This window comes from Mesorhizobium sp. WSM4807, assembly GCF_055811615.1.
Genome location: NZ_JBVVQY010000027.1, coordinates 64,411 through 80,568 on the forward strand (window position 1 = coordinate 64,411; position 16,158 = coordinate 80,568).

At 63.7% G+C, this 16,158-nt stretch carries 20 protein-coding genes; 10 read left to right on the forward strand and 10 right to left on the reverse strand.

Going from position 1 to position 16,158, the window contains the following annotated elements:
- The first annotated feature begins 45 nt into the window (after window positions 1–45).
- Together AC0L3N_RS26900 and AC0L3N_RS26905 are read left to right on the forward strand one after the other, a co-directional pair.
- Window positions 46–930, forward strand: coding sequence for a LysR family transcriptional regulator (locus tag AC0L3N_RS26900; RefSeq protein WP_473550507.1), 885 nt, complete (start codon window positions 46–48; stop codon window positions 928–930).
- Between the two features lie 133 nt (window positions 931–1,063).
- Entirely contained in the window at window positions 1,064–1,390 is a 327-nt protein-coding gene (locus tag AC0L3N_RS26905; RefSeq protein WP_473550509.1) for a hypothetical protein, read from the forward strand.
- Window positions 1,391–1,407: 17 nt separating this feature from the next.
- Here the strand turns inward: AC0L3N_RS26905 and AC0L3N_RS26910 are convergent, their stop codons facing one another.
- The gene (locus tag AC0L3N_RS26910; protein WP_473550511.1) at window positions 1,408–2,961 is read right to left on the reverse strand and encodes a tetratricopeptide repeat protein; all 1,554 of its coding nucleotides are present in this window, start codon (window positions 2,959–2,961) and stop codon (window positions 1,408–1,410) included.
- A 7-nt stretch (window positions 2,962–2,968) separates the two neighbouring features.
- A complete protein-coding gene (locus AC0L3N_RS26915; RefSeq protein ID WP_473550512.1) occupies window positions 2,969–3,442 on the reverse strand; it encodes a winged helix-turn-helix domain-containing protein in 474 nt (157 codons plus the stop codon).
- A gap of 44 nt (window positions 3,443–3,486) precedes the next feature.
- Between AC0L3N_RS26915 and AC0L3N_RS26920 the strand changes: the two genes are divergently transcribed.
- Window positions 3,487–3,627: a hypothetical protein gene (locus AC0L3N_RS26920; protein ID WP_473550513.1), complete on the forward strand. Its 141-nt coding sequence runs from the start codon at window positions 3,487–3,489 to the stop codon at window positions 3,625–3,627.
- Window positions 3,628–3,695: 68 nt separating this feature from the next.
- On the opposite strand, the gene AC0L3N_RS26925 is transcribed toward AC0L3N_RS26920, so the two are convergent.
- Window positions 3,696–4,073, reverse strand: coding sequence for a YraN family protein (locus AC0L3N_RS26925; protein WP_473550515.1), 378 nt, complete (start codon window positions 4,071–4,073; stop codon window positions 3,696–3,698).
- The gene (gene rsmI / locus AC0L3N_RS26930; RefSeq protein ID WP_473550516.1) at window positions 4,066–4,995 is read right to left on the reverse strand and encodes a 16S rRNA (cytidine(1402)-2'-O)-methyltransferase; all 930 of its coding nucleotides are present in this window, start codon (window positions 4,993–4,995) and stop codon (window positions 4,066–4,068) included. The genes AC0L3N_RS26925 and rsmI overlap by 8 nt, the downstream gene beginning before the upstream one ends.
- Before the next feature lie 168 nt (window positions 4,996–5,163).
- On the opposite strand from rsmI, the gene AC0L3N_RS26935 reads away from it, so the two are divergent.
- A complete protein-coding gene (locus AC0L3N_RS26935) occupies window positions 5,164–5,361 on the forward strand; it encodes a hypothetical protein (protein ID WP_292183610.1) in 198 nt (65 codons plus the stop codon).
- A 283-nt stretch (window positions 5,362–5,644) separates the two neighbouring features.
- Here AC0L3N_RS26935 and hemW read toward each other — a convergent pair whose 3' ends face one another.
- From hemW to rph, 4 genes are all read right to left on the reverse strand, one after another.
- Window positions 5,645–6,808: a radical SAM family heme chaperone HemW gene (hemW, locus tag AC0L3N_RS26940; RefSeq protein WP_123145994.1), complete on the reverse strand. Its 1,164-nt coding sequence runs from the start codon at window positions 6,806–6,808 to the stop codon at window positions 5,645–5,647.
- The gene (gene rdgB / locus AC0L3N_RS26945; RefSeq protein ID WP_123145995.1) at window positions 6,805–7,467 is read right to left on the reverse strand and encodes an RdgB/HAM1 family non-canonical purine NTP pyrophosphatase; all 663 of its coding nucleotides are present in this window, start codon (window positions 7,465–7,467) and stop codon (window positions 6,805–6,807) included. The genes hemW and rdgB overlap by 4 nt, the downstream gene beginning before the upstream one ends.
- Window positions 7,467–7,877 carry a VOC family protein gene (locus AC0L3N_RS26950; RefSeq protein ID WP_123145996.1) on the reverse strand — a complete coding sequence of 137 codons (411 nt, stop codon included), beginning with the start codon at window positions 7,875–7,877 and terminating at the stop codon, window positions 7,467–7,469. Before AC0L3N_RS26950 ends, rdgB begins: the two co-directional genes overlap by 1 nt.
- A gap of 184 nt (window positions 7,878–8,061) precedes the next feature.
- A complete protein-coding gene (gene rph, locus AC0L3N_RS26955; RefSeq protein ID WP_473550518.1) occupies window positions 8,062–8,778 on the reverse strand; it encodes a ribonuclease PH in 717 nt (238 codons plus the stop codon).
- Window positions 8,779–8,912: 134 nt separating this feature from the next.
- Here rph and hrcA point away from each other — a divergent pair, with 134 nt between their 5' ends.
- From hrcA to AC0L3N_RS26980, 5 genes are all read left to right on the forward strand, one after another.
- Complete coding sequence (hrcA, locus tag AC0L3N_RS26960) at window positions 8,913–10,013, forward strand: heat-inducible transcriptional repressor HrcA (protein WP_123145999.1); 1,101 nt, start codon at window positions 8,913–8,915, stop codon at window positions 10,011–10,013.
- Between the two features lie 136 nt (window positions 10,014–10,149).
- Window positions 10,150–10,347: a hypothetical protein gene (locus AC0L3N_RS26965; protein WP_029347942.1), complete on the forward strand. Its 198-nt coding sequence runs from the start codon at window positions 10,150–10,152 to the stop codon at window positions 10,345–10,347.
- Window positions 10,348–10,554: 207 nt separating this feature from the next.
- Window positions 10,555–11,172 carry a LysE family translocator gene (locus AC0L3N_RS26970; protein WP_473550520.1) on the forward strand — a complete coding sequence of 206 codons (618 nt, stop codon included), beginning with the start codon at window positions 10,555–10,557 and terminating at the stop codon, window positions 11,170–11,172.
- A 186-nt stretch (window positions 11,173–11,358) separates the two neighbouring features.
- A complete protein-coding gene (gene cysK / locus AC0L3N_RS26975; RefSeq protein ID WP_095495917.1) occupies window positions 11,359–12,339 on the forward strand; it encodes a cysteine synthase A in 981 nt (326 codons plus the stop codon).
- A gap of 253 nt (window positions 12,340–12,592) precedes the next feature.
- Window positions 12,593–13,219 (forward strand): glutathione S-transferase family protein, encoded by a 627-nt coding sequence (locus tag AC0L3N_RS26980; protein ID WP_473550521.1) that lies wholly within the window; start codon window positions 12,593–12,595, stop codon window positions 13,217–13,219.
- A 14-nt stretch (window positions 13,220–13,233) separates the two neighbouring features.
- Here AC0L3N_RS26980 and AC0L3N_RS26985 read toward each other — a convergent pair whose 3' ends face one another.
- Together AC0L3N_RS26985 and AC0L3N_RS26990 are read right to left on the reverse strand one after the other, a co-directional pair.
- Complete coding sequence (locus tag AC0L3N_RS26985; RefSeq protein ID WP_473550523.1) at window positions 13,234–14,490, reverse strand: RNA polymerase sigma factor; 1,257 nt, start codon at window positions 14,488–14,490, stop codon at window positions 13,234–13,236.
- The gene (locus tag AC0L3N_RS26990; RefSeq protein WP_027155901.1) at window positions 14,490–14,843 is read right to left on the reverse strand and encodes a YciI family protein; all 354 of its coding nucleotides are present in this window, start codon (window positions 14,841–14,843) and stop codon (window positions 14,490–14,492) included. The genes AC0L3N_RS26985 and AC0L3N_RS26990 overlap by 1 nt, the downstream gene beginning before the upstream one ends.
- Before the next feature lie 258 nt (window positions 14,844–15,101).
- Between AC0L3N_RS26990 and AC0L3N_RS26995 the strand changes: the two genes are divergently transcribed.
- Complete coding sequence (locus tag AC0L3N_RS26995) at window positions 15,102–16,061, forward strand: TAXI family TRAP transporter solute-binding subunit (RefSeq protein WP_123147307.1); 960 nt, start codon at window positions 15,102–15,104, stop codon at window positions 16,059–16,061.
- The last annotated feature ends 97 nt before the right edge of the window (window positions 16,062–16,158 follow it).

The following is a 16,158-nucleotide window of genomic DNA, read 5'->3' on the forward strand; positions in this document are numbered from 1 at the left end:
ATCATCGCGACGATGCAGACGAGACATCGGCGAGGGGGGCGTTTCATGGAGATGCACGAAATCCGCTATTTTCTGGCGGCCAGCGAGACTCTCAACTTTCATCGCGCGGCGGACCTCGTTCACGTCGGCCAGCCTGCGCTGACGCGGGCCATACAGAAGCTGGAGGCGGAACTTGGCGGCTATCTTTTCCACCGCGAGAAAACCCGCGTCCGGCTCACCGATTTTGGCTGTCTGATGCGGACCCATCTGGACGAAGTTTTCCGGCGTTCGGAGACTGCGAAGAGGACAGCCAGGAGGTTCCTCTCTCTGGAAACCGCGTCGCTGACGCTCGGGGTGATGTGCACCATAGGCCCGCTGCGCTTCATCGGTTTCCTCAATGCCTTTCGAGAGCGCTATCCAGGCATAGAAGTGACAGTGATCGAGGGCCCGGCAAGCCATCTCACCGACCTTCTGATGGAGGGCAAGCTTGACGTCGCCCTGCTGGCCAGGCCCGAACCATTCGGCCATGGTCTGAAGGCGGATCCTGTTTACCGGGAGCGCTTCGGGCTCGCGTTCTCGACCGGCCATCCTTTCGAGATGCGCAATACGCTTCATCTTACCGACGTCCGCGGCGAAGCCTATCTTGAGCGCATCAATTGCGAATATGGCGATCACATAGACGGGCTATGCCGGAATATCGGCTTCGATATCCGCAGCGCCTTCCGCAGCGAGCGCGAGGATTGGATTCTGGCGATGATCGCTGCGGGCATGGGCGTCTGCTTCATCGCGGAGTACTCGGCCAGCCATCCCGGTGTCTGTCACAGGCCCGTGGTCGACCCTGAAATCATACGCGAGGTGTCGCTCGTTTCAGTGGCCGACCGCCTGCCTTCACCTGTTGTCTCGGCTTTTGCCAAGGCGGTGAAGGAGCACGACTGGCAAACGGCCCAATAGGTGCCCCGGTCGTAGCCAAAATCGACTGCGTTCATCACTCTTCAGAACTTTTTCATGACTTCGCACGACCCTTCGCGTTCTCTCTCGCACGCCGTCCCCACACGCTTCGGGCGTCGAACTGAGGAGATAAAGGATGATCAATTGCGTCTTGGGAATTCTCGTGATCGGCGCGGCGACCACCGCGTCCGCTGGTGACAGTCTGAGCCGCCACATTCTCGAGCGGGCAGCAAGCTGCTGGCCTACGCAGACGGCGATGCGCGGAATCAGCTTCAGCGCAGACGTCCACGTCAGCTTCACGCGCGAGGGTCACGTCAGTGTGATCGAAATCGTCGACGTTGCGCCACAGACCGAGACGTTCAATGCCTTGGCCAAGGATTTCGCGGACGCATTGAAGCAGTGTGGCCCGTACGGTACCGAAGGCGTGAGCGAAATGAACCTCAATCTCTCATGGCCGCTGTAAGCGCAGCGAAGTTGCAGCTATTTCGTCACCGAGAATTCGTAACGCTTGGAGCGAGACAGAAGGATGTATTCGTTTGTGGCTCCAGATGTGCCTCTCAGGTTGCGGAACACAGCGCCACAGCCCGTCAGTTTACGCGGATAGGCGCTGCACAAGCTGTCGCCCTGCACCCACATCCGACCGCTATCGATCTCCGCACCAACTGTTCTGGTCACGCTGCCGTCTGCCGCAATCACAGCACGGTAGGCTGAGACATCGGGCAGAATCTGGCGTCCGGTCAGCCCGTGTCCGATTACGAGGTTGCCGATGTCGACGCCGTTCATCCGTTCAGCGGATTCCGGTTCCATTCCGGCCGGAAGCTCGGAAACCCCCGCCTTTCTCAAGCCGTCGAGCAGGCGAGCGATGTCCTCCGGTTGCTTGTAGACGAAGAACTGCTGCGCGATTAGCAGGTTCGGCTGCCCCTCCTGCCTTTCCGACAGCACGCTTCGGAGCTGCTCCAGGGCAGAGGCCGCTTCCGGCAGGCGATCGAGATGCGCAAGCGCCGCGACAAGAACATGCAGGCCGTAGTACTTCGTCCACGGATTGGGCGAGCGGACATCGACCTGCTCAAGCTGCGCGACCGCCTCCTCGTAGCGGCCTTGGCCGAACGCCGCCAAGCCAGCCTGGTAGTGTCGCCACTCCGTCCATCCGGGATCGACGCGTAAGGCCGCATCGAGAAAGGATCGCCCCTCGGCCGGCCTGCCGTTGAAGTTGAGGGCCTGGCTCAGCCCTTCGTAGGTCCAGGGATCGCTCGGGTCGAGCGCTATCGCCTTTTGCAGGGCAGCCACCGCCTCGTCGGACCTATGCTCCCGGACCAGAAGCTCGGAATTCAGTTGATAGTAACCGGGAGACGGATTTCCGGCAGCGATGGCCAGACTGCCGTAGAGCTCGTCGTCGATTTCGGTCCAACTGAGTCCGAGAGCTTGTCTCCTTACCTCGTCGGCATCCCAGTGGAGCCACGCCAATTCCGCGGCCGCCGCGCCGAAATCGGCGTCCAGCGCCAAGGCCTGGCGAAGGTAGCCCGACGCTTCCACCGTGCCCGATGGTGTATCCCTTCGTCGCGCCTCGATGGCGCGTCGAAACGTCTGGTAAGCTTCCGGGTCGTCAGTATCGCCGGACACGGCGAGGTTTGCTTTTCCCGGGACGAGCTTCAGCTGCAGCGCGGCGACAATTTGACCGATGACCTGATCCTGGAGCTTGAACACGTCGGTGAATGGACCTTCGAAGCGCTCGGCCCAGATCTGCCCAACCGTCGAGGCATCGACCAAATGCGCATTGATGCGCACCTCATCGCCGAGACGTCGAACGTAGCCCTCCAGCAGATAGCGGACGCCGAGCTCTTTCGCGATCTTCGCCGGCGGCAGACCGCTGTTGCGATATGCACGCGCGGCATTGCGCGAGACCACGAACAGGCCGGGAACGCGCGCCAGCTCTGTCGTCAGATCGTCCGCGAAACCGTTGGCAAGATAGGCCTGCTCCTCTGCTTCGCTGAGATTTGCGAACGGCAGAACCGCGATCGAGAGGGAGGTCGGCACTCCCGTGTCAAATGTGGGGCTCCAGATGAACACCGCGCCTGCGGCACCGATCGCCAAGTACAGCGGTTACAAACATCAGGCCGCGCCTGCCCTTAATCTCGCGCGGGTCAGGAGAGCCAGTGCCGTAAATCTGCGGGTAGCGATCGTGAGGTATGCCGGGCGCTTCGGTTTCGGGGACAAAGCGGTATCCCCGTCGCGCGACTGTCTTGAGCAGGCTCTGCTTCTCGTCGCCGATGGCTTTCCTGATTTCGCTGATGCACTGGGAAAGGCTGTTTTCCGTCACCGCGATGCCGGGCCAGACGGTGTCCAGGAGCTCCTCCTTGGTCACAACACGGTTGGCGTTGGCGACCAGATGCTTCAGAACCGCGAGCGATTGAGGCCTCAGCGGGACATCTTCACCATGCTTGCCGTGCAGGAGACCGGCGTCGAAGTCGAACTCGACACCGTTTAGAACAAGGCTCGGCTGATTGACCAGGTTCAAAGCTGCTCTCGATCATCGTGCTGATCGTTCGGGCGGCATGTTGCTTGGCAGGCCGCATTGAACTTGAGGATCGGCGCCTGCCGCCGAAAGTCAACTGGAGTTTGAAAGTCGGCATTGTCTCCCGGGACGAAACCTTCGCGCTGCGATCGCAAAAAGTCCGGAAATGGCGCACCGACAAGCGGTAGCGCCCGCACGTTTCTTCTCGGCGTTGCGGCTACCGTTATATTCTGGCGCCGATCAATGAGACCTGAGCTTAGTTCCGCCCGTAAAAAACATTCTCAACATGCACCGGCCAGCGCCACGGCAGCACCGCGACCATGTCGAAGCGCACCGACAATCTTCCATGGTCGGATTGGCGCGACAGCCAGAGATCGGCGGCGCTTTCGATGCGGCGCTCCGATTCGTAAGCGATAGCCTCCATCGCTTCCATCAGTGTGCGGCGCGCCTTCACCTCGACGATCAGCACCAGGTCGCCGCGCCGCGCGATCAGGTCGATCTCGCCGAGCCGCGTGCGGTGGCGGCGCGCCAGGATCCGGTAGCCCTTTACCATCAATGCCGCAGCCGCCAGCCACTCGCTGCGGTGGCCGCGCCGATAGGCCCGCTGGCGGCTGGCGACCGGGCGTTCAGCCATCGCCGTCTTTCCCGGTGTCGCCCTCTTTCCCAGTATCCTTGAGTTCAAGCAGCCGCCGGTAAAGCGCGTGTTTCTGTCCGCCGGTCATCTTGGCGGCTTCCGCCGCCGCCTTGGAGGCCGGCATCTCGGCGGCAAGCGAAAGCAGAAGCCGGTCGATGTCGGCTGGTTCGTCGGCCGTCGCTTCCGATGGGCCGACGCAGATGACGATCTCGCCCTTCGGCGTGTCGGCTGCCGCGTAATGGCCGGCGAGCGACTGCAAGGTGCCGGTCCGCATTTCCTCGAAGGTCTTGGTCAACTCGCGGCCGATCGCGGCCCTGCGCTCACCGCCTAGCGCCTCGACCATGGCACTGAGCGTCTCGGCCAGCCGTCGCGGCGATTCGAAGAATATCAGCGTCGCCGGCACCGCTTTCAGCGCTTCCAGCCGCGCCAGCCGCTGTCCAGTCTTCACCGGCAGGAAGCCGGCAAACAGGAAGGCGTCGGAGGGCAGACCTGACGCCGTCAGCGCCGCAAGCGGCGCCGACGGGCCGGGGATCGGCACGACACGAATGCCCTGGTCAAGCGCCTCGCCGACCAATCGGTAGCCGGGATCGGAGATCAGCGGCGTGCCGGCGTCCGAGATCAGCGCCACGCTCTGCCCGGCCAGCAAGGCTGCGATCAGTTTCGGGCCGGCCTCGGCGGCATTGTGCTCGTGATAGGCAGTGGTGCGGCGGCGGATGCCGTAGCGGTCGAGCAGCACGCGGCTGACACGCGTGTCCTCGCAGGCAACGATATCGGCGGCGGCGAGCGTTTCAAGCGCGCGTAATGTGATATCGGCGAGATTGCCGATCGGCGTCGCCACCAGGTAGAGCGCCGGCGCGAGCGGCCGGGCTGGTATTTCGGTCTGGCCGATCACATAGCTGCGTCTTGCCAACTCGCCGGTCACCGGTGTCCCCCGTCAGGCTCTGACACTTTGAATGCATTCGGCCCTGTTTGGCACGGCTCACGCTCGGTTGCAAAACCCGTGCCGAAGTGAAGCGCTCGCCATGCCTTCGCCACAGTACGGAACGAAACCATGCCCGGCGGATTTACCCCTGATCTCGGGAGGAGCAGGATGGACAGTCTTAAGATACAGGACGTTTTCGAACCCTACTATGCAGGGCGCAAGCGCTTTGCCGCGCGAAAGGACAAGGGTCAGCCAGCCAAAACCGGCGCCGGCTTGGCCAAAAAGCCGCGAAAGCGTCGTCACTCAAAGGCAACCGACCTGGAAATCAAGCCTTCGACCGGCACCGGCAGCACGATGGAGCACTGACCAGACGATGCCCAATCGCTTCGACATTTTCATCACCCGCCTTGAAACGAAAAGCTCCCGCAACGGAGCGCCCTCACACCCGATGAGCGATCAACACCGTGCCCGCCGCGACAAGGGCGATGCCAAGCCGGCTCGCTCCGGTGAGGCGGACGCCGAGAAAGACCACGCCAAGTGTCGCCACAAGCACGACGCCTAATTCCTCGGCCCAGAGGGCGCGCTGTCCCCTTTCCCATCAAAGGGTCTGCACTCCTGCTCCGCCCCTTAATGACGAAGGCATGGTGCTCTACCGCGCCAAATCCGCCACCACCGCATCGAGCACGATCATGCCGGCCGGCGTGGCGCGCAGGCGGGCATTGCCGATCGGCGCCACCAAGCCCTCGCCCTGCAGCACCGACAGCCGCGCCGTCGACAGGCTGCGGCCGGAAAACGCCTCGTAGCGGGAGAGGTCTATGCCTTCGGCCAGCCTCAGGCCCATCAGCAGGAACTCGTCGGCCTCTTCCGAGCGCGTCAGGATCTCGCCGCCGGTGACGCCATGGCCCTTGGCCTCGACCAGATTGGCCCAGGTTTCCGGCATTCTTTCGGCGATCGTCACCACGCGGCGACCGTTTTCGATGAAACGGCCATGCGCGCCGGGACCGACGCCGACATATTCGCCATAGCGCCAATAGGTGAGATTGTGCCGGCTTTCCGCACCTGATCTGGCGTGGTTGGAAATCTCGTAGGCCGGAAGTCCATGGGCGGCGGTGATCTGCTGCGTCAGCGCGTAGAGATCGGCGGCATGGTCATTGTCGGGAATGACGAATTTCCTGGCCGCATGCAGCGCGTGGAACGGCGTGCCTTCCTCGATGGTCAGCTGGTAGAGCGACAGATGGTCGGCGGCGTGGTCGATCGCCTGTTCCAGCTCCGCCTGCCACGCTTCCGGCGTCTGGCCGGGCCGTGCGTAGATCAGGTCGAAGGACAGCCGCGGAAAGATCTCACGCGCCAGGCCGATCGCATGTAGCGCTTCATCGACATTGTGCAAGCGGCCGAGGAAGCGCAGATCCTTGTCGTTCAGCGCCTGCACGCCAAGCGACACGCGGTTAACGCCCGCCGCCCGGTAGCCGCGAAAGCGCTCGGCCTCGACCGAGGAGGGATTGGCTTCCAGCGTCACCTCGATGCCGGCGGGCACCGTCCAGTTCTTCGCCACCGCGTCCAGCACCGTCGCCACGGTTTCCGGCTTCATCAGCGATGGCGTGCCGCCGCCGAGAAAAATGCTGGTCACCTCGCGCGGTCCGGTGCGGTTGCGCATTGTCGCAAGCTCGGTCTCGAAGGCGCGCGCAAAACGCTCCTGGTCGACCGGCTGGTGGCGGACATGGCTGTTGAAGTCGCAATAGGGGCACTTGGCCGCGCAGAACGGCCAGTGGACGTAGACGCCGAAGCCGGGGCTGCGGTCGAGCAGCATGGTCATTTCACGCCCGATCGTGCCAAATCCAGTCTGGCTTGCGCGAATTTCTGGAAGGCGCGGGCGCGGTGTGACAATGCCGTCGGCTGGCCGGGCTTCCAGCCATGTTTTTCCTCTGCGGTCATCTCGCCGAAGGTCTTTTCGAAACCGTCCGGCACGAACACCGGGTCGTAACCGAAGCCGAGTTCGCCGCGCGGCGGCCACACCAGCGCGCCATCGACCTCGCCTCGAAAATATTCGGCTGCACCGTCGGGAAAGGCCAGGCAGATGACGGCGACGAAGCGGCCCTTGCGCTGCGCAGGCGCGACCGCGCCGACTTCCTGCAACGCCACTTCCGCTCGCTGCATCGCCATGCCGAAGTCGCGGGACCCGTCCGGCGCCTCGGCCCAATTGGCCGTATAGACGCCGGGCGCTCCGCCCAGCGCATCGACACACAGGCCGGAATCGTCCGATAATGCCGGCAGGCCCGTCGCCTTGGCGGCGGCAAGAGCCTTGATATAGGCGTTCTCCTCGAAGGTGGTGCCAGTCTCGTCCGGCTCCGGCAGGCCGTATTCCTTGGCCGACTTCGCTTCTATGCCGAATGGCGCCATCAGATCGGCGAATTCGCGCAATTTGCCGGCATTATGGCTGGCAACGACAATTCTGTGCCCATCAAGCGAATGCATCAGAGGCCCCAGATTCTTGGTTCGGCGAATTCGATCGAATTGCCAGAAGGGTCGCGAATATAGATCGAGCGGCCGCCTTGCGGCCATTCGAACTCGCTTTCGATGGCAATCTTCTTTGCTTCCAGATGCGCTCTCCAGAGCGCGATCTCATCCGCGTTTGCCGCAAAGCAGAGATGGCCGTCGCCGACAGTGCCGTGCGGCGGCACCCTCAGCCTGGCATCGGGCGCCGGCGGCACCTTGGTCGCCTCGGCGTTGAAGATGAGCAGCACGCCGTCCCCGCAACGGAAGAAAAGATGCCTGCCGTCGACCTTGCCCAGCAGATCGAGCCCGAGCACATCGGTGTAGAAGGTTTCCGCAGCAGCGAGGTCTGTGACGTATAGTGCTGACTCAAGGATAGCGGAGGGTTGCATCAGGCACCCCCCTCTGGCCTTCCGGCCATCTCCCCCGCAAGGGGGGAGATTGGCAGCTTCTGCGTCGTCGCGCACCCTTCGAGGTTGGAGATTGGCGAAGGCCGAAATGACATCCCATCTCCCCCCTTGAGGGGGAGATGGCCGGCAGGCCAGAGGGGGGCGGACAAGCTCGGCATTTTCAGGACTACGCCACGGCCATCTGCTGCAGGCTGACCAGTCGCTGGATGCCCTTCTTGGCCAGTTCCATCAGCGCCGTGAACTGCTCTTCCGAGAAAGGCTCGCCCTCGGCCGTGCCTTGGATCTCGACGATGCCGCCCTTGCCGGTCATGACGAAGTTGGCGTCGGTGCCGGCCGAGGAGTCTTCGAGATAGTCGAGGTCGATGATCGGCTGGCCGTCATGGATGCCGCAGGAGATAGCCGCGACATGGTCCTTCAGCACCTTGGCGACGCTGGCCATCTGCCGGGTTTCCATCCAGCGCAGGCAGTCATGGAGTGCCACCCAGCCGCCAGTGATCGAGGCTGTGCGCGTGCCGCCATCGGCCTGGATCACGTCGCAGTCGACGGTGATCTGCTGCTCGCCGAGCGCCTGCAGGTCGACCACGGCGCGCAGCGAACGGCCGATCAGCCGCTGGATTTCGAGTGTGCGGCCGCCTTGCTTGCCGGCCGAAGCTTCGCGGCGCATGCGCTCGCCGGTCGAGCGCGGCAGCATGCCGTATTCCGCTGTCACCCAGCCCTTTCCAGAATTGCGCATCCAGCCCGGCACTTTTTCCTCGAGGCTGGCCGTGCACAGCACATGGGTGTCGCCGAACTTCACCAGGCACGAACCTTCCGCGTGCTTGGAGACGCCGCGCTCGAAGGAGATGGCGCGCATTTCGTCGAATTGGCGTTTAGAAGGGCGCATTCAGCCTTTTTTCCTATCTTTTTCGGAATCGTGGCCGGCTTGTAGCCGCATGGGGCGCAGGGCGCAAAGGAAAATGGCCGGTTGCGCGGGTGTGGCCGAAGTCTATATCTTTGGGCCGGAGGTATTTGGCTCGAATGACCAAGGCAGTCGATCCCGGTTCGCAGTCGGCGGCAGTGCTCCAGTCGCCCGCACTCCAGTCGCTCGACATGCGCTCGCGCGACATCTTTCGGCGCATTGTCGATTCTTATCTGAAGGACGGCGAGCCGGTCGGCTCACGCAGCCTGTCGCGTATCCTGCCGTCGTCGCTGTCGCCCGCCACCATCCGCAACGTGATGAGCGATCTCGAGCATCTTGGCCTGATTTATGCGCCGCATATCTCGGCCGGCCGATTGCCGACCCAGGCCGGCCTGCGCTTCTTCGTCGATGCTTTTATGGAGCTTGGCGACCTCTCCGACGAGGAGCGCCGCACCATCGAGGCGCAGGTACGCGCCTCCGGCTCGGGCGCGACGCTGGAGCATCTGCTCACCGAAGCCAGCCAGATGCTGTCCGGCATGTCGCGCGGCGCCGGCCTCGTGCTTGCCGCCAAGAACGAGGTGCCGCTAAAGCACATCGAGTTCATCCAGCTCGAGCCGAACAAGGCGCTGGCCGTGCTGGTGTCGCAGAACGGCGACGTCGAAAATCGTGTCGTCGACCTGCCCGCCGGCATCACCGTCTCGCAATTGCATGAAGCCTCGAACTTCCTCAATGCCCATATCCGTGGCCGCACGCTGGCCGAGGCGCGGATCGAGATCGCCCGCATCAAGGAAGAGACCAAGGCCGCCCTCGACACGCTGTCGCAGGATCTGGTCGAGAAGGGCCTTGCGGTCTGGGCAGGCGCCGAGAGCGGCCTGCCGGCGCGTCTCATCGTGCGCGGCCGAGCCAACCTGCTGGAAAATGTCACCGCGCAGGCCGACATCGAGCTGTTGCGGCATTTGTTCGAGGATCTGGAGACGCAGGACGGGCTGATCCAGCTTCTCGACCTTGCCGAGGAAGGCTCCGGTGTGCGCATCTTCATCGGCTCGGAAAACAAGCTGTTTTCGCTGTCCGGCTCGTCGCTGGTCGTGGCGCCCTATCGCGACAAGGACGCCCGCGTCATCGGCGCGCTCGGCGTCATCGGCCCGACCCGGCTGAACTATGCCCGCATCGTGCCGATGGTCGACTATACCGCGCAGCTTATTTCCCGCATGCTGCGATAATGTATGTCGCCCAAAAGCCTGCCCTCGGTTGAGCAGCGGTTTGGGATAACGACATGCATAAAAACAAGAAAGCAAAGCGCGTCGCAGGAACCCTTCCAACCGCGACGTGCTTTGGGTGGACCTCAAGGAGAAAAAAATGGCGCTGGAATCATTCAAAGCTCAGATCAGCCTGTTGCTCGAGCAGATGATCAACCAGCCTGAGGATCAGCATGAAGTGCAGGAGCAGCTGCGCGAAAAGCTGAGGGAAATGCGCGCCATGGGCCTGCCGCTGCCGGCCGATCTCGTCGCGCTGGAAAAGCGCCTCGACGACGATTTCTACGCGGCCGGAAATTGAGGCGACGACCAAAACGGTCGATTTGCTTCAACTCTCCGTGTGCTGAACCACTCAAAGCGGAACTTGATCGGCGGGTTCGTTCGGCCGGCGGCGCTGGTGCAATCGAATTCGTCCCTCAGGGAGTACACGCCTGCCCGCCTTTGTGCGACAAGGCTCAGTCTTAAAAGGTCGATTCCGATTTCGGGGTCATGCGCTAAGGCCGAAACCATGACCCTCACCGGATTCCTCGCTTATAGCGCGGCCCTCGGCATCGCCGCCGCCATTCCTGGCCCGGGGCTTACCGCGCTTATTGCGCGTGCGCTCGGGTCCGGCTTTCGCTCGGCGCTCGCAATGTCCTTCGGGCTGATGCTCGGCGATCTCACCTATCTCACCGCCGTGGTGTTCGGCCTCGCTCTCGCCGCGCAGACCTTCGGCATGGCCTTCCTGGCGATCAAATGGCTGGGCGTCGCCTATCTCGCTTTCCTTGGCTGGCGCTTCTGGACGAGCGGCATCACGCCCGAAACCGTGCAGGCGAAGAAAGGCAGGGGCGGGCTGGTGTCGAGCTTTATTGCCGGCCTCGCCGTTACGCTCGGCAATCCAAAGACAATGATCTTCTATCTCGCCATCACGCCGACCATCGTCGATCTGAAGACGATCACACTCGCCGACTACGGCATCCTCGTGGCGCTCACGCTCGTCGTGCTCCTGGTGGTGCTGGTGCCCTATCTGGCGCTGGCGGCCAAAGCGCGCGGGTTCCTGAAGTCGCCGCGCGCGCTGAGGGCGCTGAACCGCACCGCCGCCGGTTTCATGGCCGGCGCGGCGGCTGCGATCGCCGCCCGGCAATAGGCCACTTTTGGCCTCGGCTGAAATGCTTTTCCGGGCGACGGTGTTTTCAGCATGCGACCCACTCGGATATTTTCAAACGGCAGACTATCTTGCGCGGCCGAAGGCTTTATCCTGCCTGGTCGAGACTTAGCTGCCTGACTCTTGCCCGTCTGACTCTTGCCCGCCTAACTCTTGGGAGCGAAACCAATGAACAAGCCCGCCACCACCGCGCATGCGCCGGGCCGCGGCCGCATCTACAATTCGATCACCGAGACGATCGGCGACACGCCGCTGGTGCGGCTCGACAAGTTCGCCAATGAAAAAGGCGTCGTTGCCAATCTGCTGGCCAAGCTCGAATTCTTCAACCCGATCGGCTCGGTCAAGGATCGCATCGGCGTCTCGATGATCGAGGCGCTGGAGGCATCGGGCAGGATTGCACCCGGCAGGACCACGCTGATCGAGCCGACCTCGGGCAACACCGGCATCGCGCTCGCCTTCGCCGCCGCCGCCAAGGGCTACAAACTGATCCTGACCATGCCGGAAACCATGTCGGTCGAGCGCCGCAAGATGCTGGCGCTGCTCGGCGCCGAACTGGTGCTGACCGAGGGGCCGAAAGGCATGAAGGGCGCCATCGCCAAGGCCGACGAACTGGCTGCGACGCTTCCCGATGCCATCATTCCGCAGCAATTCGAAAACCCGGCCAATCCGGAAATCCACCGCCGCACCACGGCCGAGGAAATCTGGAACGACACCCAAGGCGAAGTCGACATCTTCGTCGCCGGCATCGGCACCGGCGGCACCATCACCGGCGTCGGCCAGGTGCTGAAGCAGCGCAAGCCCTCCGTGCATGTCGTCGCCGTCGAGCCGGAAGCCTCGCCGGTGCTGTCGGGCGGTCAACCCGGCCCGCACAAGATCCAGGGCATTGGCGCCGGCTTTGCGCCGAAGATCCTCGACACGACGATCTATGACGAGATCGTCAAGGTCTCTAACGAGGATTCGGTCGCCAATGCGCGGCTCGTCGCCCGCCTCGAAGGCGTGCCGGTCGGCATCTCCTCGGGCGCTGCGCTGCAGGCGGCGATCGTCGTCGGCTCGCGGCCGGAGAACAAGGGCAAGAACCTGGTGGTCGTCATCCCATCCTTCGCCGAGCGCTATCTGTCGACGATCCTGTTCGAAGGGCTGGGGGCTTAGGTACACTTCGTCATCCCAGGGTCTCCGCGAGGTCGCTACGCTCCTGCTCCGCCCTCGAAGGTAGGTGGGCTTAAGCCAATCTCGAGGGTTTGCGCTAGTCCACCTAAGGGGCGGCATGCTCCACCCGTGCACCGAGGACCCAGATGGCAGCGCTGGACCGCTGAAAAAACACCTGTGGCGGCCGTCGCTCACTTGAGTGGAGCGGTGCTTCTGGCTCAAATCGCCGCTGACCTGCAGGCCGACGGAGAATTTGATGTACAGGCTTTATACGCGCCCCAACACCGGCGGCTTTGTGGTCGAGGCGGCGCTCGCTTTGGCGGGCGTGCCTTTCGACCAGATCGACGTTCCGAAGTCGGCCTCGCTCGATCAGGCCTTTCTCGACATCAGCCCCTTGAACCAGGTCCCGGTCCTGATCTTGCCGGACGGAAATTCGATGACTGAGTCGGCGGCGATCTGCATCCTGCTCGCCGAACGTCACCCGGAAGCAGCTCTGGCGCCGGCGGCGAGTTCGCCCGCCCGCGCCGACTTCCTGCGATGGATGACGTTCATGTCATCGGTCATCTATTCGGCTGACCTGCGGTTCTTCTACGCTCATCGCTACACGGCCGATCCCGGCGGCGTGGAAGCCGTCAAGCAGGCGGCGATCTCGGAAATGGATCGCGGCTTGGCCATTCTCGATGCTGCCCTCGAGGGCCGCGACTGGCTGGTCGGCGACCGGCTCTCGCTGGCCGACATCTATCTCGTCATGCTGGTGGCCTGGCATCCCGAGATTGAAAAGGTCCCCAGCGCCTGGGAGAATATCGAACGCCTGTGGGCCATGTTGCGCGAGCATCAGGTGATGAGGAAGCTGAACGCCTCCCACGCCATGTGGCCGACCTGAACGGATCGCCAGTCTCAGGCTTTTTCCACGCGGCCGAGTCCCGCCCGCCGTTCCTGCAGGAACCGGCGCACGGCCGGATCGCGTTCGAGGCCGATCGCCCGGTTATAGGCCTCGGCCGCTTCCCGGGTTTTGCCGAGCCTGGCCAGGAGGCCCGCGCGGGCGGCCCAATAAGGCTGATAATCATGCAGCCGTTTGTCGTCGCCAAGCCCATCAAGTGCGCTCAATCCCGCCGCGGCGCCGTCGGCCTCGGCGATGGCCACCGCGCGGTTGATCGATACCACCGGCGAGCCGGCAATCACCGACAGCGCATCATAGAGCTGTTTGATCGCGGCCCAGTCGGTCCGGCCGGTCAGCCGCCTTGTCGTATGGGCGGATTGCACGGCTGCCTCGAGCTGATAGCGGCCGACGACGCCCTTGGCCGCGGCGTGCTTCAGCAATGTCTCCGCTTCGTCAATCAAGGCCCCGTCCCACAGCGCAAGCTCCTGCTCGGCCAAAGGCACATAGTCTCCGGCGGCGTTGCGCCGCGCCGCACGCCGTGCCTCGGCAAACAGCATCAGCGCCAGCAGGCCAAGCGCTTCCGGCTCATCCGGCATTAGCGAGGCTACCAGCCGGCCGAGCCAGATGCCTTCGGTCGCGAGATTGCGGCGGCGGGTTTCGGTGCCGGCCGGGTCGGACCAGCCTTCGGCAAACGCGGCGTAGATCGCTTCCAGCACCGCATCCAGCCGCTCGCCGAGCTCGGTTCTTTCGGGCACCCGGAACGGAATGCCGGTCTCGCGGATGCGGCTTTTGGCGCGCACCAGGCGCTGGCCCATCGTTGCCGGTGACACCAGGAAGGCCGAGGCGATCGTCGCTGCGTCGACGCCCAGAATGGCCTGCAGGATCAGCGGCGCGCGCACGCCGGCCTCGATCGCCGGATGGGCACAGGCAAACATCAGCCGCAGCCGCTCATCGGGCAGGTCTTCATCGATCATACGGGCCTCCATCTCCTCGGCGATCAGCCTGAGATGGTCGCGGCTCGCCTCGCTGGTCAGTCGCCGCCGGATTCCGTCGACGCGGCGTCGGCGCGCCACCGCCAGCAGCCAGGCTTCCGGCTTCTGCGGCACGCCGGTTTGCGGCCAGCGCTCCAGCGCCGCCGCAAAGGCGTCAGCCAGCGCGTCCTCGGCGCCGGCCACGTCGCGCGTGCGGGCGGCGAGGAAGGCGATGAGCTTGCCGTAGCTTTGCCGGGCGGCCGCTTCCGCTGCCGCCCGGGCGACCTCCGGGTCATTCGTCATCACATGGTTTGTTCCCAGATCGGCCGCACCTCGACCGTGCCGGTGCTGGCAGCTGGGCATCGCGCCGCCCAGGCAATCGCCGCGTCGGCGTCCTCAGCCTCGATCATGTAGAAACCGGCGAGCTGCTCCTTGGTATCGGCATAGGGACCGTCGAGCACGTTGGTCTTGCCGTTGGCCATCCGCACCGAGGTCGCGGCCTGGGTCGGCTTCAGCCGGTCGCCGGCCAACCAGGAGCCGGACTTCTTCAACGCCTCGGTATAGGCGCCATAGGCTGCGCTGATCTCGTAGGTCTTCTCCGTCGGCGCGGCCGCCATCGCGGCTTCGTTCACGTAGATCAAAAGCATGTATCGCATGGTCTTCTCCATTTTCGAAGGCCGCATCGTTGCAAGCCGAACGTATGTCGCGCGGCCTCGCGCGATTTCGACAGGCTCTGCGAAAATCTTTCGGCTCCGATCGCACATCGCGCAAGCGGCCATGCGTTGCGGCAACACTCAGCCGTTCGTCTAATGGATATTATTGCGGGTTGGCATTTCCCACCCGCTGACTAAACTCGCCTCGGCTCGTGCTGGAGGGGGCGGTACTGCCGCTGATATTTCAGGGAGGAAATCATGATGCTCAATTTCAGAACGAAGTTTGTTGCTGCCGGCGCGCTGGCGCTGTCGCTAGGCCTTGGCGCGGTGCCGGCCAAGGCGCAGGAGTTCATCAACGTGCTGACCGGCGGGACCTCGGGTGTCTACTACCCGCTCGGCGTCGCGCTGTCGGAAATCTACGGCAAGGGCATCGAAGGCGCCCGCACCCAGGTGCAGGCGACGAAAGCTTCGGTCGAGAACCTCAACCTGCTGCAGCAGGGCAAGGGCGAGATCGCCTTCGCGCTCGGCGATGCCGTCAAACTGGCCGCCGAGGGCAACACCGAGGCCGGCTATCCGGGCAAGCTTGACAAGCTGCGCGGCATCGCCGCGATCTATCCCAACTACATCCAGATCGTTGCCAGCAAGGAGTCCGGCATCAAGACACTCGCCGACCTCAAGGGCAAGAGCCTGTCGGTCGGCGCGCCGGCCTCCGGCACCGAGCTCAATGCCCGCGCCATCTTCGCCGCCGCCGGGCTGAAATACGAAGACCTCGGACGGGTCGAGTATCTGCCCTTCGCCGAATCGGTCGAGCTGATCAAAAACCGCCAGCTCGACGCCACGCTGCAATCGGCCGGCCTCGGCGTCGCCTCGATCCGCGACCTCGCCACCTCGGTGCCGATCAACGTCGTTGCCGTACCGGCCCAGGACGTCGCCAAGATCGGCTCGCCCTATCTTTCGGTGACCATTCCCAAGGGCACCTACGAGGGCCAAACCGAGGATGTCGCGACCGCCGCCGTCGGCAATTTCCTCATCACCCATGCCGACGTCTCTGACGAGACTGCCTATCAGATGACCAAGCTGCTGTTCGAAAATCTCGACCAGCTCGCTGCTGCCCACGCCGCCGCCAAGGCGATCGACATGGCCAAGGCGCTCGACGGCATGCCGGTGCCGCTGCATCCCGGCGCCGAACGGTATTACAAGGAAAAGGGGCTGGTGAAGTAGGGCCGCTCCCTCCCCCCTTGAGGGTGTTTGGACTGGGGACATCGCGAACAGGTGTGCGAGGACATCGCGAACAGTTTTGCGCATTGTGCGCGAGGGG